The organism is Gilliamella sp. W8136, assembly GCF_016101285.1.
GTDB lineage: Bacteria > Pseudomonadota > Gammaproteobacteria > Enterobacterales > Orbaceae > Gilliamella > Gilliamella apicola_N.
On record NZ_JACFQU010000024.1, the window covers coordinates 1 to 19,994 of the forward strand.

The following is a 19,994-nucleotide window of genomic DNA, read 5'->3' on the forward strand; positions in this document are numbered from 1 at the left end:
TCGGATACGCCGTCATTCAGCCAATGGCTGGGTATCACCTGAACAATATGAACAACAATATTACCAAAATGAAAAAATGATAGAGATGGGCACTGTCTAATATTTTGGCGAGGATCAACCATTAATGTCCCAACGTTTATCACGATTAGCATTACTATCTGCCGTTGTTTTTAATGAAGTTGAACTATGTTTTTTGCTTGATGCATCGATATTGAATTCGACATCACCATATAATTTCAAATCACCTTGGCTAGTTTGTCACTCAATTTGTGCAAACGCAGGAAAACTGGATAAACAGCATAAAGCGACAAAAAGTTTAGAATATTCCATTACTCGATCTCCGATTAAAGTATTATGTAATTACATAAATAAACTACAATTTTTTTAAATTACGATTAAATATAATGTGTGTACATTTAAAAAATAATGTTGATTTAAGAAAGTAATTTTTTGGCCAGTAAAAAATTACCAATTGTTGCACTACAATTATTTTCTATAGATGGTGTTTTTATATATTCATCCAAATTTTCAATTGTAATATAATTATTCATGAGCAGTTTAAAGTGTGCTTTAACTCTACCTAACATATGATCTTGATACATTACACCGCCACCAAGAATAATCATTTTAGGTCGTATTATTAATGTTGCATTGAAAATTGCTTGAGCTATATAAAAGGCTTGCACATCCCATACATATGAATCACTCGTTATATTTTCACCCTTAATACCTATTCTAGCTTCAATACTTGGCCCTGATGCCAATCCCTCTAAGCAATCATGGTGAAATGGGCAAACTCCATTAAAGTCCTGATCTAACAGATGTTTTTTTACCATTTGATGTCCCATTTCTAGGTGCCCTACGCCACCTATAAATTGGCCATTTTGAATAACACTACCCCCAACTCCCGTCCCTATTGTGTAATAAATCAAATTATCACATGAATTTAAATACATTTCTCCGTAAGCACTTGAATTAACATCTGTTGTAAAAAATACAGGAATATCTAATTCTTTTTGAATAGGAGAAACTAAATCAACATTAGACCATCCTTGTTTAGGTGTGTTTAAAATATATCCGTATTTATCACTATTCTTATTATTATCAATAGGACCGAAACTGCCGATTGCAATTGATGAAACTCTATTCACACTGAAAAAGTGATTAACTTGTTTAATTGTTTGTTCATATGTTGTGGTTGGGATAACTTCACTCGTAATTATCTCATTTTTCTCATTTCCTACTGCACAGAGGAATTTCGTTCCACCAGCCTCAATACTACCAAATAAATTCATTTTTGAACCTCTTCAAAATAAATTCAATATCATAAATAAACTTATTATGATTCATATTATTTTAGATAATATATCTATAAATAATTTAGCCAACATCATCCGTGTTGGCTAAATTTTATTCGCTTTATTAATTAGTTAATTCATTTTCAAATTCGATATAAATCGTAACAAACTTAGCGTGCTCAATACCTTTAATATCGATACTATTATTAAATATATCTATATTATCTAAGCAATGTTCTTGAAGATTAACTTTTTCAGCTAGTTTAATTTTATGCTTAAACTTAATTGTTGAATGACTAATCTGTTTATATTTACCATTATAAAATCTTAAAATATAACCCGGTCTCTCTTCAGCTTTCTTTATAACACTTAAAATTAAATCTCCGCTGGTTTCCATCATACTAAAAGTAACAGGAAGTGTTTTATTTACATCTGATAATGTAAATATTAATCTTGAGTTTAAAAAATCTGCTATTTGGTAAACTTGAACTGGTGATAATATTTGTTTTGCTAACTCCGCAACATTTGAAGAGTTAAATGATTCAGAATAATAAAAAACCGAAAACGAATATGTCATATATTTATGACACTGGGCATCAGGAGTTTTAATAGTTGTTTCACCAGAAGCTCGTCCTGGTCTGTACATTAAATTCTCTTTTCCCATAAAACCATATGTTCTAAATATAGTTAATCGGATAATACTGTAATCATCGCCAATGATTTCATATTCTCGAACCCCTTTGGGTACGACTGCAACCCCTTTATTTTCATCAGATAAAGTTACAAAAGTTTGGCAAGTTTCGATTGCTATAGGTTGCTCACTCCAAGAGTTTTTATTTTGCTCCCATAAGCTCATTTCTTTTTCAAATAGAACCGGTCTTTTTATTACACCAAATTGATGATCTGCCGTTGAAAATTTAGATGCAATACTTGTATCAAAAGATACACATACTCGATGGCTATCAACTAATGTATTATCTACTTGTAATGAAAAATCAATTACAGGAGAATCTTTTTTAATGGTTAAATTTAATGTGATTGGTAATAAAGTTGTACATTTTCTTTGTGATCTTTCTTGTAGATTTTTAGGTACTAACATTTCAAAATCTATACAAACCATACTAACGATATCTGATTCTTTTATCGTTATCGTAGGTGAAAAATCTGTAGAATAAACAACTAAATCGTTAACCGGAGGTGAATAATTAAAGGAATCCCCATCATCACCATTATCTTCTATAATAGCTTGATTTTTATAGGTTACATTTGATTTTTTATCTAAAATGTCTAAAGAACCATTCTTATTAACAGTAATTGTATAGTAAGTATTTTCAATTACATTAGTAGATTTTTGTTTGATTTTTTTATGTGTACTGCCATTCAAATCTAGCGTTAGTTGGTTATAACCTAAGCCAGATAGATTAGATGATTCTAACGCAATTTTTGCTTTATATACTTTCTTTGGAATGTATATTTTTTTACTTGGGTTAAGAATATTTCCTTGATTAAGAACATATTGTGTCTGATCTACTAATTCTAAAATTGTATAGGGAATCTCCATACCTTGCTGATCTAATATTCTAAAATCTTCTTGTGGTAAATAAACATCTGCTTCAATAATTCCACTTCTAGATTTATTAAAAGTATTAAATACAGTTAGAGTGATTTCTTTACCAGAAAAATTATCAATTCTCATCGATATATTTCTCATTGTAAGCTCTATCAAGTTCTCCGAAATATCCCTAATTTGTTTGTAGCGCATATAGATATCTTCATTAGCAGAATCAGATACACACGAACCTATCGAATCATGCGCAGCATTTTCAAACATCAATTTCCATATTTCACGAACTGTTTCTACTGGATATTCGAAACCTAATGACATAGAAATACTTAAAATAGGTTCCATTATATTAACAAGATAGTTTTGAGTTTGTGTATTTAACTGTTTTAAATCTGATCTCGAAGAAAAAATAGTTTTATGAATTCTCATTAATTTTCCATTAATTAACTCACCACTAATTTCTTCTAAGTCCGGGTTTTCATTTTTTATAGCATTTATATAGTTTTCTATAGTAGATATTTCTAATTCAAACTCATCTTTATATAATTCATTCATTCTACCTATTAATTCTAATAGATTTTCTCTTGGTGGAGCTTGATCAAATCCATTAGGGAAAAAAACATGATTAGTTGAACTTCTTGCCCATGTTTTTCTAAAAGGATCTTGTTTCAAATAAGTTGCTAGTTCTTGCGAATCCTCAGGAATAGCTCCGCCAATGTAATAACCGCTAGGAATTTGGAATACATTTACAATTGAACCATCTTCTCCTTTCCATCTATATTCTGTTTTTTTGACTTCATCATCACTAACTCCGCGCCAAAACATTGTATCTTTAATGCCGAATTCTAAGTAAATTTGAGGCATGCTTGACGATTGACCAAATGAATCTGGAACATAACCAACTGGCATATATCCACCAAATTCACTACAAATTCTTATACCATATTGCATATTTCTGATAATACTTTCACCAGATATCACTAACTGATCTGTTTGAGTATACCAAGGACCTATAATTAACTTACCTTTTTTTACTAGTGATTCTATTCTATGTTTATCTTGCGGTCTCCATTTGAGATAATCATCTAAAAGAGATGCTTGACCATCTAATAAAAATGAATCATATCCATTTTCATCTTCTAATAATTCAATGACTCTTTTAAAATCATGCATCAAATATACTTTAGAGCGACTAGTTGTGAAATACCACTCTCTATCCCAATGAGTATGCGGAACTACATGTACTTTTTTCATTATCTTGGCCTATTTAATTTAAATTAAGTTTAATTTTCAATGCTGATCTCAATATCATCAATATCTATTAATTCTTGCTCATCATCTCTTTTAAAGTTAACAAACAATGGCGCAAAAAAACCGATGAAAGCAGCACCAACAAATAGACCTACTAAATATGCCCAGCCATTTCCAACAGTAAAGAAACCATAAACACCGCCAACAGGAGGCATCTTGTCAAACATCCCTAATAAAACACCTAAACCTGATGCTATAGCACCACCAATAATATTAATTGGTACTAACTTTAATGGCTGTACTAAAGTAAATGGTATTGCACCTTCGGTAATACCAATAAATCCCATCACAAAATTATTCCGACCTGCATCTAATAATTCATCATTAAATTTTTTCTTATGGAATAACGTTGCAAAAGCATATCCCATAGGAACAGCACAAATAGCAATATTAACCATGATTGCTGGCATATAAATCTGTTCAATTAATAACACATTTCCTGCCATCCATGCAGCTTTATTAATTGGGCCACCTAAATCAGAAGCGATCATTCCCCCAAGAATAATAGCTAATAATAATTGGCTGACATCATTCGCTATCATACTTCTGATCCAATTAACTAATCCTGTGTTAATCAAAGCTAGTGGTTCAGATAAAACAGCTCCCATAATGATAGCTACAGATAAAGTAGCAATTAAAGGTAGAATAACCAGTGGCATTACGCCTGAAAATGATGCTGGTAGATGAATTTTATTTTTTGCCCATTTAACTAAATAGCCAGCTAAAAATCCTGCAATCACCGCACCTAAAAATCCAGCATTAGTTGAACTAGCAACAGCTCCACCAATAAATCCAGCGCCAATTGCAGCCTTATCACCAATAGAATATGCAATAAAACCAGCTAATACTGTATTTATTAATGCTATACCTACCCAACCCACTTGTTCTATCAAATAAAGAGAGTGCTCAAAACCAGAACTATCTTTAAAAATATCTAGACTAGTAATACCCATAGATAATGCTATCATTTTGGGAATAGCAATTACTAAAGAAGATCCGATAATTAATGGTAGAACAAAACTAATGCCACTCATCAAATGCCCTTTCAACTCAAACATTATTTTTTTCATATTAATTTCTCTTATTTAGTTATTTTCTACTTTCTATGATATTCACACATTTTTTTAAAACTGCTTCAGGAGCCTTAATACAAGTGGCAATATTAACTTTTAATTGAGGCTTATCTTTAAATCTATCCATATCTATTACTTTTTGATCTGTTGCTAATAAAACAAAATCAGCTTCATCAACTTCAGCTTGTGAAATTTTATTAACTTGCCCTAAAGATCCTTGTTGCTCAATTTTTACATCATAACCTAATTTTTTACCTGCATTCTCTAATGCTTTAGCAGCCATAGGTGTGTGTGCTAGTCCTGCTGGGCAGGCTGAAATACCAACAATTTTCATACTAATACCTCTCTTGTCATTTCCTGATTGATTAGTGATATGATTTTATTTATATCTGTTGAAGCTTTTATTTCGTTTTTAAAAGCATCTTCCATTAAAGCAGTAGCTAGTTTACTTATCATCCTAATATGGGTAGTGCCAGCCTCATTTTTAGGCACGAATAAAGCAAAAATATATTGAACATTACTCTCATCAAATGTTTCCCATTCTATCGGTTTAGCTAATTTTGCAAAAAATACAGTTGGAGTAATAACAGCGTCATCTTTTGCATGAGGAATTGCAAACCCATCAATCAATCCTGTCGATGATTCTTTTTCTCTATCGATAAATGCTTCCATAGTTTTTTTAATATCATTGACGTAATTATGCTTAAAAGCATTACTTGATAAAAAATCAAATAACTCATCTCTACTTTCTACGTTTAAATTCAAAAAAATATTATTTTCTGAAAGATTCATTACTTTAGTACCTTTAATTAAATAAAATGTATTAATTAATATAATAAGAGATGTTATAAAAAAGCATATCCATACATTTTCATTTTATTTTGGAAAATTAATGTACTATCTTTTTTTCTAGAAGTAATATCATATTGATAGTGATTTTTTAAATGAGGTCTCTTATTACTATGAGTAAATTTTCGTACCAACGGTTAGATGATTTATTTGATTTTTTTTTACTTAAAAAAGAGCCCATATTAATTAAAGATATTGCGTCCACAATTAATGTGTCTGAACGAACTATTCGCACAGATATTTCTAACCTAAATGATTATTTAATTAATAAAAATGCCAAAATAAAATTAATAAGACAAAAAGGTTATATCTTAGATTGTGAAGATGAAAAAAAAATCATCGACTGGTGGGGTAATTTTAATAAAACTGAAGGCTATAGTTTATTAGGCTCTTTAAAAGAACGTCAGAATTATTTATTCGCTTTATTATTGAATGAACTAAAATATTATTCTGTTTATGAATTAATGGAACATTTATGTATAAGTAAAAATACATTATATATGTACTTGAAAAATATACGTAAAACATTATCAAACTATAATTTAAAACTAATTAATAATACAAATACTGGATTTAAAGTTATTGGCACAGAATACGATAAACGAAAAGCTATATTAGATTTATTTTTGATTAACGATTTACAATCTTATTTGGTTGGATTCACGGACTTAGAAAAGTTGTTTTTGACAAATATTGATTTAGATTTATTAAAAACATTAGAATCAAAACACTTATATTCTCTACAATTATTAGACTCTGATTTTTATCATAAAAATATAATATCGACTATTGCATTGGCAATAGCTAGAGTAAAAGAAGGATTAACAATTAATGAAATATCCATTGAAGTTCCAAAGTTAATGGATCATGCATTAGATGCAATATATTTATTTCTTAAAGAAATAGAAAACTCATTCTCAATCACATTACCCATTAATGAAATCAACTATTTTATTCTAACTTTATCCATTAATGTACCTAGATTAATCAAAAACCCTAAAAATCACCCATCTGAATCGTCGATCATCGTTGATGAATTATTAACATCAATATATGAGACATCTAATCTTAATTGGACTAAAGATAAGATCTTATTTGAAGATTTAGTTAACCATATTGAGAATTTTATTAAAATTAGTTCAATAGATAAAGAAAGAAAAAATCCAATACTCAGTACAATAATAAATTCTTTCCCATTTGCCTATAGTTTAAGTTTAACCCATCTAGGCGTAATTGGTAAAAAATACAATATCTTTTTTTCTGAAGATGAAGTCGGATATATAGCACTACACATAGCTGGCGCTATTGAAAGACATAAAGCAAAAACTCAACAGCTTAATGTGATTATCGTCTGTGGTGGTGGCTTTGCGATGAGTAAAATTATAGAATCAAAAATAAATAAAAAATTCCCAAATAAATTTAATATAAAAAAAACATACTCCTATGCTGAATTTCAATTATCAAATATAAGTGACATAGATCTAACAATTACCACACTTCCATTTACTCAAGAAAATACTCCCACTGTTTACATTGATATGTCAAATATAGATAAAGCAATTGATGATTTAAAATATTATCTAACCGATGATCAAATTAATAATAACGTTATGCAACTTTTTAATCCTGAAAATTTTTATTACTTTGACACTGATAAATTATCTAAAAAAGACTTATTAGTAAAAATGACAGTTGATCTAGAAAAACAAAATATTGTCTCAGAGGATTTTGTGTCTAGTGTGTTAGAAAGAGAGAGCTTACAGACAACATTGATTAATGATGTCATTGCTATACCTCATTCTATGACAATGATTGCAAACAGATCAAGAGTATCAGTTGCTATATTTCCGAATGGGATACAATGGGAGAAAGATAAAAAATGTAATTTTATATTTTTACTTGCAATATCGAAAACTGATAATGAAATTACAAATAATTTATATGATCTAATATTAAATTTAATTGATGATAAAGCCATGACAAAACAATTATTAAAAGCTTATACATTCCATGAATTTAAAAATTTACTAAGTATTTTATAGGTTAATTATAATTCATTGTAAATGGACTTTATTGTAACCATCAACATTTTATTACGATGGGTAAACACGTTGGACTAGATGAAAATCTGGCCAGAGGAATGTTTATTGAGTTTAAATCGCTCATCCTAGTGTTATTTCACAGATCAAATCTCAATTACCAAACCATCACCCTTTACATATCAGTGATGCAATTTTTAATAGCCTTGCAAAACAAGCTGAAAAGATCCCTGATTTTTAAAAGAAGTTTTCTATATTAAGAGATACTTTATTTTATCTATTCCCGTATACGGTATAGATAATAAATTTTAACCTATTGTTATAAAATAATTTATCATGAATCAATAAGATATTTATATCCGGGTTTGTATCCGATTTTGCACTTGATATGGGGTAATCTCAGTTGACGTCAGTGGACAAAGAAAATTCCTTGAAAGGTAGTTTGGAAAAGGCTTTAGACATAAAAAAACCAGCTTTAAGCTGGTGTCTTTTTTGGAATTGGTGCCCGGACGCGGAATCGAAGATACCACTTAAAATATTGAAGGAACTGGATTGAGGGATTTTAGGTGAGGGAATGTATCTAAGTTTATATCCTTAAGCATAATAACTTGATATTTAGATATTTATGTTCAGCTAAAACTTTTCTCTTTTTAGTTTAACATTGACTTAAAGAATGGGATTATATTATCCAAACTATGTCTGAAATTCAGAATTATAGATTAATTGCCAAATTAAAATTCATTACTGAAAATTAATTTGAAAGTTGCTTTAGGAATCAAGGATTGTGATATCAATCAATTCAATATATTAATAATAGGAATTACTTATTCTCATAAACAAAAACATCATGGTTCTACGAACTTTGCATAATCACTAATACCTAATCAATCATGAGATCTAAATGTTTTTGCTTACTGAGTTTCAATCTACTATAAGAGATATAACTACAGCTTTCAGATATGGACGGATTTTTTCTAAAATAGAAAACTGAATATAATCCGTTCTTGATTATTACTACTAATAACCTCTAAACAAGCTAGATAAAAAGCATATTAAAAAAGCTTTAATTTTAAATTACCATCTTAGTAATCAAATAAATTAAACCTATCAATCACCATGTTTCCCCATCTGTTTTAAAAAAAGCTGTTGTTGTTTGAATAGTTCTAAAAGAGTAATTTCGTGATAATCAATTTGATATTGATCGGTGATTTGTTGAATTATCTTGGTTAAATGTTGGTAATGGCGATGGCTAAAACCAGGAAAGATATGATGAGTTAAGTGTAAATTCAGTCCGCCTAACCAGTATTCCATAGTCGGCGATTTAAGACGCCAATTTAGAGTTGTATTAAATACATGTTGGATTAGTCCATGTGACATCGTTCCATTGTCAGGTGCTTGATAAAAGGTTGCTTTTGCCCAGTGAGTTCCTAAGATGAGGATAACAAAAATCAGTGAGGCAAAAAACTGACTTAAGCAGTAGGTGAGTAAAATAAACCAGATACTAAATTCAGAACCGATAAAATAAGGTAGAACGATAGCTAAAATTATGTGTAAAAATTTGATAATTAAAAAGGCTGCCCAACCAATGATGCCGTTATGAGTAAATTTGTTTTTATCAAATTTTAAACCTAATCGATCCTGCCAATCGAAACACCAAATAATAGTAGGGAAGGTCATTCCAGCCACCAATGGCCAGTAGTATTGCTGATAACGCATAAACCAATGATGAACTTGAAAAGGTGTTTGCCTAAGTACACCATTATATTCTATATCAAGATCGTAATATTCTATATTGGTAAACGGGTGGTGTTGGATAACATGACGAATACGCCAGCATTCAGGATCAATACCTAAGGGGATGGTTATAATGCGATTAAGCCAAACATTTGCTTTACTTGATTTAAAAAAGACATTATGTGATGCATCATGAACAACATTTATCGCTAATAATAAAGCAAGTGTAATAAATAGAAAATAACATAAAAAGAATATACATGCCGATTGCTGACAAAGTGCCATAAAGTAAAAGAGTAAGCACAAAGCAGAAAGTAAGCCTAATTTTACAAACATTCCCGTATCTGCATAACGATGTTCATTGGTGGAACATAAATAATTTTTAGCAGCGGCGTTTAATGCATTGCGTAATAATGCATCTTGTTCAGTGGTAAAATGTAGTATTGGTTGAGGCTGTCGCATTTTTTGCTTCTCTTTTATATGAAAAATCATAATTCCGGTTTTTGAGCCATTTTACTAATAAATTTCAGTTGTGAAGTGAGCAGTTTAGGATAGCTTAATCGCCGATAAGACAATTGATATTCTTTTGCAAACCGTTCAACAATCAACATTAAAGCCGAGTAATGACGGTGATTCCAACCCGGAAACAAGTGATGAGTCAAATGTAAATTAAGTCCACTTAATAATTCGTTCAATATCTTGAGGAAGGAATACCAATCACAACATGGAGTAAATTGTTGATGATACCCTCCATGTTCGATTTGATTATTCTTAGGCGCCGTATAGAAGACCGGGTCAACCCAATGTGTGCCTAATAATAAACAGACAACAAATAAAGAGGAGAGCATTGGCGTTATTAGATAAACTAATAGCACCAAATACCAACTTATTCCCATGCTCGCGAGGATATGCATGGGTACAATTAAAGCAATTGTGAAATGCAAAATTTTGCTTGCTAAAAATAATCCCCAACCTTTGATATCCGTTAACGTTTTGTTATCTGCTGCTAGCGATGTTTTTCGTAACTGATCAGACCAATCAAATACCCAAGCAATATATGGCAATGGTAAGCCAGCAATGAACGGCCAGTAATGAGTTTGGTAACGCATATGAGGATAACATTTTTGAAAAGGGGTTTGGCGAAAGACGCCATTTTCTTCCATATCTAGATCATAGTTTTCCATATTATTAGGACAGATGTGATGATAATCGGCATGCCTGACTCGCCAATAATGAGGATCAACGCCTAAAGGCAAAGTAACTAAACGCCCAAAAATGCGGTTAGCTAATGGCGTTCGAAAATGCATGTTATGATAGGCATCATGTTGGGAATGAATATTAGCTAGCATTGTTAACATAACAAAACCAAAATAATAAAGTGCAAATAGTTTTATTGTTACTTGTTGTAAACTTAACAAGTAGCACAAACCACAAAGCACTAGCAATAATAAATTTTTGCAAATTAATGTGTTATTGGCATAATAATGATCGCCTTTTGGGGTTAAATAAGCCTCGGGTTCACTCATCAGCCTTTGATAAAAGGCTGTCTCGGCATAATTAGAATAGTCTAGTTTGGGTGGTGGCTTAGTTGACATGATATTTCCCTTTCAGCCACATAATGAGAGTAATAGAACCATGTAATGCTATCATTCCCATAAATAGTAACCAATATAAAGCTGACCATTGCAGGAAAATAATAAAAAATAGGGGGATAAACCAGCACAATATAAACCAACCGATGATTGCCCAGTGTTTTCCTTCAGCAATGCCTCCTAATGCGATACTGGCTAAAACTAAACAACTAAATAATAAGTATTGGGTGACATTAGGATCTTGATAACCATAGCCATAATCATACACATAACAAATCGCTAGGCTGAATAGAAATAAACAACCACTGACCAATAAAATAGTTGGCAAACGATAATAGCCTTGAGTAGGCGTAAATGGAATCTTCAATAAGCGCATAAAAGGTAACATGCTAGCCCAAAAAGGGTTTTGGGAGATAAGACCTTGACTACCGTAGTTAATTGATTTGTCTTTGGGAGTGGTTTCAAAGGTACCAAAGAGCTTATCCCACATGATGAATGAACCAGAAAAGTTACTGTTAGCATAATACTGGTCTTTAAGATGATGAACTTTATGATGCGTTGGCGTTACTAAAATCCGTTCTAATATCCCTAATTTAGGTGTGATTGCATTATGATTAAAGAATTGGATAGAGTAATGGAAAATGGATACCGCAATAAAAATCGAGGTTGGAACGCCGGCGATAGCTAGTAATGCAAAAAATGGGATTGATGTTAGTGATGAATACCAAGAGTTACGGATAGCTAACGATAAATTAAAGTGTTCACCTTGATGATGGACCATATGAATTGCCCATAACATGGGGATTTTGTGGTGTAATCGATGTTCCCAATAAAAGCCAAAATCCCACGCGAGTATGGTAAATAGCCACGTTATTATAATAGGAACATGCACAAATAAATTGAAACTAAAATGTGTATACATGAAATGATAACAAACTAACTCAAGCCCGCGGAATAACCAGAGCATTAAAAGCCCAGAGTTGAGATTGAAAACAATATCAGTCCAGTTAATTGTTAATTTTTTAATGAATTGTAAAATAAAAGCTTCAGCCATAATCATGATTAACATGATTATTAGGGGTAAAATTAATTCCATCATAATTATTATCACTATTCTAAAGATTGATTGACCAAACGACTAAATACAAAACGCACACTCCACCCAACAGTGAGAGCTAGAACTATACCCCCGACAAAATCAATAAAGAGATGTCGCCGAAGTTGAATAATGGATAAGGCAATCATGATTCCCCATAAAACTAATACAGTATTACGTATGGGATGATGCTTATCTAAAGTCCCCCAAATAGCCAGTAATGTTAGATCGATATGTAGTGAGGGAAAACAATTAACGGGTACATCAATATCAATCAGTTTGCTTAGTAACCAAGAACTGACCGAAGTACCCTGATCGATCGGGAAAACCATTGTGGTTGGAAAAATAAGATAACACAATGCAGCTAAAAAACTACTGACCATAAAACAGATCGACATCCAACGTACATGCTTATAAGGTGCGACGTAAAAACAGATAGGTACGATCAGGAAAAACGAAAGATAAAACCAAACAGCATGAGGAGTGAATGTTATCCATTGGTCAATGAAAGAAACCGGCAGTAAATATGGTTCGCGTTGTAGTGTAGCGGAGCTGTGGTAGCAGACTCCCACCATGCCCCAGCCAATGATTAAATAGGCTAATCGCTTGAAGAAGGGTTTCATTGGCTACCTCGTTCACGAATGATCCGCCGTCTTTTCTGGGCAAATTGTTTCGGTAACGTATCGACTGCCGTCAATGTCCATACTAATTCATCAACATTAGCACCTTGTTGTATAAAATGAGCCGTTAATGCCTGTTGGCATTGACTTAAATGTGCTGGTGAGCAGCATCCGATTAACTCAACATGATGTTTTGTATGTTGAATTAAACGATAGTCACAAGTTAACGGTAAATGATTGGCTATTATTCGACTACAATAATCGGCAAAAATGGTTAATGGTTTTGCTCGTTGATCGGTCAGGAGTAACTGATCATCACACCGACCTTCAATATGTGTGATCGCCATTCCTTGTAGGCCACAAGGGCAAGGTGTTGACCGTCGTACCAAAATGTCATCTAACTGATAACGCACGATAGGCTGCGTTTCGCGAGTAAAATCAGTAATAATTGGTATAAAGCGATCTTCATCTATCCATTGTGGTTCAATATAGAGAAATTCTTCATTCAAATGAAGTGTACCCATTGGACAAGTGGCAGCCAGAAATCCTTCTGTCGCTTGATAGACTTCACCTACTTGCTGAAAGGCTTGTTTGATTAACGCTTTATCTTGTTCTTCTAGTACTTCAGCTGCGGATATGACTAAAATGGGATTCACTTTTAATTTGTTATCAAGTTTTTCTAAGGCAAGGGCTCGTAGTACTTGTGCTGGCGCTACAATAATCGTTGGTTGATAGTCATTTAGCGATTCGAGTTGCTGTTGAAAATTATCATAAAGACCATAAAAGCGAAATGTTAGTCGATGGCTGTTTGCACTATGATAAAGGTGATTGTCCGCTCTTAAAAATAAGGCTACTCGTTCCTTGGTTAGTAATCCGCGTGGCAACATTTTTGCTAATATGACACCTGCCCACATTTGTTGCTCTTTCGGACTCACAACAAAAAGACCTCGTTGCCCAGATGTGCCTGATGATAAGCCGACGCTAAATTTTCCCATTTTGGCACTAAAGTCACGTTGTTGTTCACATTGTTGAGCCAATGCCAATAAGGAATGGCAGGTAAGATGTTCGGTATTCATTTGATCGAAATTTTCCATCATTATTTTTTTATTCATTAATGGCCAGGTTTCGAATGGTTGTTGGATAAATTGGCTGAAATAGGGACTTCGAGTTAAAACGCGTTGTTTAAATTTTTGTAATTGTTTTAGTTGATAGGTTTGAAGTGTAGCGCGATTTTTAAATGTTAGATGTTTGGTGCGCCAATAATACCACAGTATTTTTAGTAACCTCATTCTTCCCCCTCATGGCTTAAATAAATGGTAACATCAGGATGATAAGAGAGTTGATGAAGCTGATTAAGGGTTAAATAATAAGCTTGAGAATCTGCCATAATTAAATTAGCTAGTCGTGATGGTTTTTTTAGTTCTTTATAATTTGCTTTCACCCATGCTGCGTCACTTGCTAGTAACGTCCAACCATTATCGGTCAGAATGAATGCGCCAATATGACCGGCGGCATGTCCCGGTAAGGGAACTAAAATTACCTGTTTTTTGCTATTAGGTAAAATATAACCATATGTAAAAGGTGATAATTCCGGTGCGAGCGTACAACGTTCAAACTGTTCAATAAAACTTACCCGTTGTTCAAAATCAGTAGGAATCAGGCAAGGTACAAAACCTTGTTTAAGAGCAAAAAAACCACGTAATGGTTTAACTGTTTGCCAGCCGTGTTGAGAACAAATAAATCGACTATGATTAAAATCTCTTAATCCCGCAATATGATCACCATGGAAATGTGAGATAATAACGTGCTGTATACTAGCCAGATCGATTCCCAATACATTAAATTGTTCTTTAAGCGATTCTCCCTGATTAAGATAAACTGGGGTTGTTTTTTGATACAACTTAAATATGCCTTTTTGGGTATATTGTTTAAAATAATCTGCATAGCCGGTGTCCCAAAGCCAACGATAGCCATCTACCTCAATGAGCCAAGCTCGTGCAGGGAATTGACAGACATTAAACCCTGCTCCCCGCACTGCCATGCAAGCAATATGGATACAATATCCAGCTTTAAAAGGTATAATTTTTGCCATTTTATACTAACCTTTGCTGCTTTAACCAATTTGCGGTCAGTTCAACACTTTCACTTAAGCTATACAGCGGCTGATAACCCAAACAGGCTATGGCTTTCTCCTGACTTAGGGTCATATCATAATATAACGTACCAACGCTATAACGTGTTAGAGTAGGCTCTTTATGTGTTAATGATGCGATACCTTCTAGTAAAGTCGCTACCCCATATAGAAGTTGGTACGGCAGTGATCGAACTTTATAATCAAGCGCTAAATGTTCCCTTAATAATAAATTAAGTAAGTCAATAAGTTGGCTTGGTTGTTGGTTAGTAATATTAAAGACATCACCTGAGCGAAGATGAGGATTATTCGATGCCGTAAATGTGGCATAGACAACATTAAGCACAAATGTAAGATCAAGAAAAGCATGTCCGCCTTTCGGCAGATATAATGTACCGCCAGTACGTTTCAATAATGCTAGCATCCGAGGAATAATCACGCGATCATGAGGACCAAAAATTCCTCTAGGTCTTAATATTAAATAAGCCGTATTAGGGTAATGCGCGACACATTCTTGTATACATTTTTCTGCTTGATATTTGGTGTTCGCGTAATGATTAGCAAACTTTTTCGCAAGGTAGTCTTCCGTGATATTAAGGTGCGATTGAAAATCAAAATATATCGATGGCGTTGATATATGGATAAAACGCTTAATACCAAGTTTACCGGCAAACTGTGCTAAACGTGATGTGACTACGACATTCGCTTGATAAAACCAATCATATTTACCCCAAGGGGAAGACAATGCAGCACAGTGCCAAACCGTATCACAATCAACAAGCATTTGCTGGTAATCCGCATCTGTTGCGGTAATTAAATCTAGTGCAGTAAATTTTGCTCCAAGTACGCTAAGTTGCTTTCCAACAGTTTGATTACGACCCGTGGCATGAACTTGATGACCTTGTGTAAGTAACCACTCCACGGCATTGCGACCTAAACCACTTGTTGCACCCGTCACTAAAATTCTCATGGTAATAGAATCATTCCCCCTAACGTTAAACCTGCTGCCGTACCGATTAACATAGCAGGTTTACCCGGATTAAAGCGCTGAGTTATTACGGCTTCATGCAATGCACTAGGAATTGAAGCCGATACTTGATTGCCTCGGAAACGGTAAATATCAATTAGACTTTCGCTAGAAATATTAAGTCGCTTACGCATGTGTTCTAATGATAAATGGCTAGCTTGATGGGGGATTACAGTCGCTATATCAGAAAGTGTTAAATCGGCTTGGTTTAATAATCGGGTTAAATAGGGCTCAATTAGCGATGATGCTAATTTAAACAGCGGTTTTCCTTGCATATGGAATAAGAAATCATGCTCTTCGATACCGGTTTTTATATTTCGACGAGAGCCTCCTCCACGAATTTCACACAAATCAATACCATTAGTATGGGTTTCTAATAAACATGAAAGAATGCCACTCTTTCCGTTACCTTGTTCAACAATTGCACAAGCTGCACCATCACCAAAAATTAAAGAAGATTCCTCATCTTGCCAATCTAAACCACGTGATGCTAAATCCGCAGAAACAATCGCTATACGCTTATAAATACCGGTATTTAATAAACCGGCTGCTATTTGTAATGCACTTATAAAGCTAACACAGCTAGCATTAACATCAAAGCAAGTTATCGTTTGGGGTAATGAGCTTGCTTTTAGAATATGCGTAGCAGTATAAGGAAGCGCTTGAACAGGAAGAGCACATGCAGATATTAATAAATCAATAGATTCTCCAGCAATATTACAACGGGTGAGAGCATCACTAATGGCGCTTGCAGCTAAATCGGCTTGTTGTAACTGCGTATCGGCATGATAACGATAGAGTATGCCTGAACGTTTAAGCGAATAACCATCTGGTTTATTTAGTTTTTTATCTAAATCTGCCGCCTTTATTTTATCTGGCGGTAAAGCAATGCCAGTCGAAATAATTTTTATAGGTACTGGCAATTTATTTCCTTTCAACATAATAGATACCCCGTAATCTATCTTGTAATAATAATTATAACTTAATGTTGAGTACTAATATATCTTTGGTTGTTTAACTATTATAATAATTTTAAAATTAGCTTAATGTGATAAAGATAGATATATTAATAACTTCTTAAGTTGAAAGGCATAAAATTTTCTGTTGTTTTGTAATCAAGAAAACTATTCAATCATTTCTAACTGTTTTGTGCTGCAAACAAGCTTTTCGTGTTATGGACTTATAGCCATTGTGGCAGTTTTGATGCCACATAATCGTTTCCCAATGGCAATTAGAGTAAAACCATTATTTTCCAAATATTGATCTTAATGACTTTTTGTTGTAATTGTTTAAAATCCATTAATATTCAAATTAAAGGTAATAAAGGAGAAAAATATTACCAATATCACATTATTTTTGTGATCTACCTCACAAAATTTTAAGTTGTTGTGAAAAAAACATTAATCCTAAATGATAGCGATTAAGTAATTCGTTATAGCCATTGCAAACAAAGGCTTTAAAGCTATTTTTTCGATACACGCCATTATCGAACCAAATGTATCCGGGTTTGTATCCGATTATTTATTTTACAAACCACCTCATTAATACCCAAAAATCAAGATTCATTTTTAAACCATACTTTACAATTAAAAACGAATCTCATATTCAAACTTGCAATGCAAGCTTGAATCATTGTCTATTAGTGACAACCAATAGTTGCTGTGTCACAAGAGTATCTTGGAAAAATTATTTATAAGTTTTTCATCTGGATATAAGTTAGGATCGGTAATGGTGAACCAGATTTGCTTGAGTTAAAGAATATTATTGGTGATTGGCAAACCGGGATGCATGCTAAAGCATGGAATGCCATTTTTTGGTGTAATCATGACCAACCGCGAATTGTGCCACGCTTAGGTAATGAAAACCAATATCACTGTGAATCAGTGAAAATGCTTGCTATGTTGCTATATGGATTACAAGGTACGCCATATCTCTATCAAGGTGAAGAGATCGGCATAACCAATCCGCATTTTAATAGTATTAACCAATATCGTGATGTCGAAAGTTTAAATATCTACCAAGAAAAAATAGCTGAAGGGATGAATGATGCTGAAATTTTAGCAATTTTAGCGAGTAAATCACGTAATAACAGTCGCACGCCTATGCAATGGGATGATAACTTAAATGCTGGTTTCACAACGGGAAAACCATGGATTGAGGTGGCAAATAATTATCGACAAATTAATGTCAAAGCCGCATTGGCTGATCAGAATTCGATCTTTTACTGCTATCAAACATTAATTAAATTACGCAAAGAATAACCAATATTTATTTTTGGTGATTATCAAGATTTAACCGCCAATGTTGCTGATTATTGGTGTTACTTGCGCCGTTACAATAATCAACAACTATTAGTGATAACCAATCTAACTGAACAACCTGTTAACTGGCAGTTACCAAAAACCTTACAAGGTACTAATTGGCAAAGATTATTGAGTAATTATCAGCAAGCAACAGCATTCGACTCTGAAATCCAATTAAGACCATACGAAGCATTATATTTATTGGCTGGTGATGATAAATAATAAGCTTTAGTAAAATTGAATGTAAAAAAGCACCGTTATTAAAATGAGCGCTTTTTTATTAATCATTATGATTGATATAAGTAATTACGCATAGTTAGTAAAACCGCTAATGCTTTTTGGCGATTAGGTTGGTCAGGTAATCGCGATGACAATGATGCGGTTTCAATTTTTGCTAATAACGACTCAGCAAGTTGCATAATCTCATCATAACTTAATTTACCCTGCTTAATGGCTAACAGTTCGTTGCGATTAGGTCTTTTATTGGTAATGGTTCCTTTTGTCATGATTTCGTAGGCAACTTGCAATAACCGAATAGTATGCATCATGTTTTTAGCATCAAAGTCATTACCATTTTCAATATTATTTTTATAACGTTGTTGATTACGATTGGCGACCCATTGCCAATACGCTTTATAGTCACGGCAATGCGATGAGAAGCCATCACGATTAAAACTCAAATAAGCCATCACAGGGGTATCGATTTTAACCGAAGATAAACAGAGTTCCGTTGAATCTTCATGCTGAATAATGCCATGATAACCACAACTACCTGACGCGTCATAGAAGAGGGCATATAAATCCTTACCATGAGGTATATTAACTAAACCACAACACTGTTGCTGTAAACCATTTTTTGTTAACCAGTTGGTCATTGGATAAGTATGTTGCCCTTGAATAATATAACAAAAATCCAGTACTGTTTTTCGTTTAACTTCTACTGGGTTATTGATTTTTTTATTCAACCCTTTAGCTTTTTTTATTTGCGATATTGCATAGTGAGCAAATGTTTGTTCGGTTTGTTTAGATAAAAAAAGATCGAGGGTCAACTGCTGCATAATCGGATGTTGATATAAAATACATTCCGAGCTGGAAGCTAACACTTCTAAAATATTAGGGTTATTTTTAAGCAGTAATTCAACAAACCGGCCTAATTCATAATAGACAATATCATTTGAGGCATTACTAATTTGCGGAATGTATTCAAGTCCATAAAATTTTTCTTTTGGTAGATAAAATACCCCTTTGATATCAGTATCGGATGTTTCAGTGGCTAATCCAAAAGCACGGCTACCACTGATAACCTCAAATAAGATTAAATTTTTCCTTTTTAAATCATCAATTGTCATTTGATATT

At 33.0% G+C, this 19,994-nt stretch carries 18 protein-coding genes; 3 read left to right on the plus strand and 15 right to left on the minus strand.

Features of this window, described 5'->3' with window-relative positions:
• Nucleotides 1-114 precede the first annotated feature (114 nt).
• From H3T96_RS13775 to H3T96_RS13800, 6 genes are all read right to left on the minus strand, one after another.
• On the minus strand, nt 115-240 hold the full coding sequence (locus H3T96_RS13775; RefSeq protein WP_144093363.1) for a carbohydrate porin: 126 nt from the start codon (nt 238-240) through the stop codon (nt 115-117).
• A 194-nt stretch (nt 241-434) separates the two neighbouring features.
• Entirely contained in the window at nt 435-1,295 is an 861-nt protein-coding gene (scrK, locus tag H3T96_RS13780; RefSeq protein ID WP_086336129.1) for a fructokinase ScrK, read from the minus strand.
• Nucleotides 1,296-1,422: 127 nt separating this feature from the next.
• Nucleotides 1,423-4,119, minus strand: a complete 2,697-nt coding sequence (gene mngB, locus H3T96_RS13785; protein WP_144093365.1) for a mannosylglycerate hydrolase — start codon at nt 4,117-4,119, stop codon at nt 1,423-1,425.
• A gap of 26 nt (nt 4,120-4,145) precedes the next feature.
• Nucleotides 4,146-5,243 (minus strand): PTS fructose transporter subunit IIC, encoded by a 1,098-nt coding sequence (locus H3T96_RS13790; protein WP_144093367.1) that lies wholly within the window; start codon nt 5,241-5,243, stop codon nt 4,146-4,148.
• Nucleotides 5,244-5,262: 19 nt separating this feature from the next.
• Complete coding sequence (locus tag H3T96_RS13795; RefSeq protein WP_065602893.1) at nt 5,263-5,580, minus strand: PTS fructose transporter subunit IIB; 318 nt, start codon at nt 5,578-5,580, stop codon at nt 5,263-5,265.
• Nucleotides 5,577-6,038 carry a PTS sugar transporter subunit IIA gene (locus tag H3T96_RS13800; RefSeq protein ID WP_144093369.1) on the minus strand — a complete coding sequence of 154 codons (462 nt, stop codon included), beginning with the start codon at nt 6,036-6,038 and terminating at the stop codon, nt 5,577-5,579. The genes H3T96_RS13795 and H3T96_RS13800 overlap by 4 nt, the downstream gene beginning before the upstream one ends.
• Before the next feature lie 170 nt (nt 6,039-6,208).
• Here H3T96_RS13800 and H3T96_RS13805 point away from each other — a divergent pair, with 170 nt between their 5' ends.
• Nucleotides 6,209-8,137 carry a BglG family transcription antiterminator gene (locus H3T96_RS13805; protein ID WP_186279293.1) on the plus strand — a complete coding sequence of 643 codons (1,929 nt, stop codon included), beginning with the start codon at nt 6,209-6,211 and terminating at the stop codon, nt 8,135-8,137.
• Nucleotides 8,138-9,241: 1,104 nt separating this feature from the next.
• On the opposite strand, the gene H3T96_RS13810 is transcribed toward H3T96_RS13805, so the two are convergent.
• The 8 genes from H3T96_RS13810 to H3T96_RS13845 are packed head-to-tail and all read right to left on the minus strand — an operon-like array spanning nt 9,242 to nt 17,275.
• Nucleotides 9,242-10,330 carry an acyl-CoA desaturase gene (locus H3T96_RS13810; protein WP_144093373.1) on the minus strand — a complete coding sequence of 363 codons (1,089 nt, stop codon included), beginning with the start codon at nt 10,328-10,330 and terminating at the stop codon, nt 9,242-9,244.
• Nucleotides 10,331-10,356: 26 nt separating this feature from the next.
• A complete protein-coding gene (locus tag H3T96_RS13815; RefSeq protein WP_144093375.1) occupies nt 10,357-11,463 on the minus strand; it encodes a fatty acid desaturase in 1,107 nt (368 codons plus the stop codon).
• Nucleotides 11,453-12,559: a sterol desaturase family protein gene (locus H3T96_RS13820; protein ID WP_144093377.1), complete on the minus strand. Its 1,107-nt coding sequence runs from the start codon at nt 12,557-12,559 to the stop codon at nt 11,453-11,455. Before H3T96_RS13820 ends, H3T96_RS13815 begins: the two co-directional genes overlap by 11 nt.
• An 11-nt stretch (nt 12,560-12,570) precedes the next feature.
• Nucleotides 12,571-13,179, minus strand: coding sequence for a phosphatase PAP2 family protein (locus H3T96_RS13825; RefSeq protein WP_144093379.1), 609 nt, complete (start codon nt 13,177-13,179; stop codon nt 12,571-12,573).
• Nucleotides 13,176-14,465, minus strand: a complete 1,290-nt coding sequence (locus tag H3T96_RS13830; RefSeq protein WP_144093381.1) for a F390 synthetase-related protein — start codon at nt 14,463-14,465, stop codon at nt 13,176-13,178. The genes H3T96_RS13825 and H3T96_RS13830 overlap by 4 nt, the downstream gene beginning before the upstream one ends.
• Nucleotides 14,462-15,268: an MBL fold metallo-hydrolase gene (locus H3T96_RS13835; RefSeq protein ID WP_144093383.1), complete on the minus strand. Its 807-nt coding sequence runs from the start codon at nt 15,266-15,268 to the stop codon at nt 14,462-14,464. The genes H3T96_RS13830 and H3T96_RS13835 overlap by 4 nt, the downstream gene beginning before the upstream one ends.
• Nucleotide 15,269: 1 nt before the next feature.
• Entirely contained in the window at nt 15,270-16,277 is a 1,008-nt protein-coding gene (locus H3T96_RS13840; protein WP_144093385.1) for an NAD(P)-dependent oxidoreductase, read from the minus strand.
• Complete coding sequence (locus tag H3T96_RS13845; protein ID WP_144093387.1) at nt 16,274-17,275, minus strand: 3-oxoacyl-[acyl-carrier-protein] synthase III C-terminal domain-containing protein; 1,002 nt, start codon at nt 17,273-17,275, stop codon at nt 16,274-16,276. Before H3T96_RS13845 ends, H3T96_RS13840 begins: the two co-directional genes overlap by 4 nt.
• Nucleotides 17,276-18,076: 801 nt before the next feature.
• On the opposite strand from H3T96_RS13845, the gene H3T96_RS13850 reads away from it, so the two are divergent.
• Both H3T96_RS13850 and H3T96_RS13855 read left to right on the plus strand, forming a co-directional pair.
• Entirely contained in the window at nt 18,077-18,595 is a 519-nt protein-coding gene (locus H3T96_RS13850; RefSeq protein WP_144093388.1) for an alpha-amylase family glycosyl hydrolase, read from the plus strand.
• A gap of 9 nt (nt 18,596-18,604) precedes the next feature.
• Nucleotides 18,605-18,859, plus strand: a complete 255-nt coding sequence (locus H3T96_RS13855) for an alpha-glucosidase C-terminal domain-containing protein (RefSeq protein ID WP_260846893.1) — start codon at nt 18,605-18,607, stop codon at nt 18,857-18,859.
• 65 nt (nt 18,860-18,924) lie between these two features.
• Here H3T96_RS13855 and H3T96_RS13860 read toward each other — a convergent pair whose 3' ends face one another.
• Nucleotides 18,925-19,986, minus strand: coding sequence for a DNA polymerase beta superfamily protein (locus H3T96_RS13860; protein ID WP_144093392.1), 1,062 nt, complete (start codon nt 19,984-19,986; stop codon nt 18,925-18,927).
• Nucleotides 19,987-19,994: the final 8 nt, after the last annotated feature.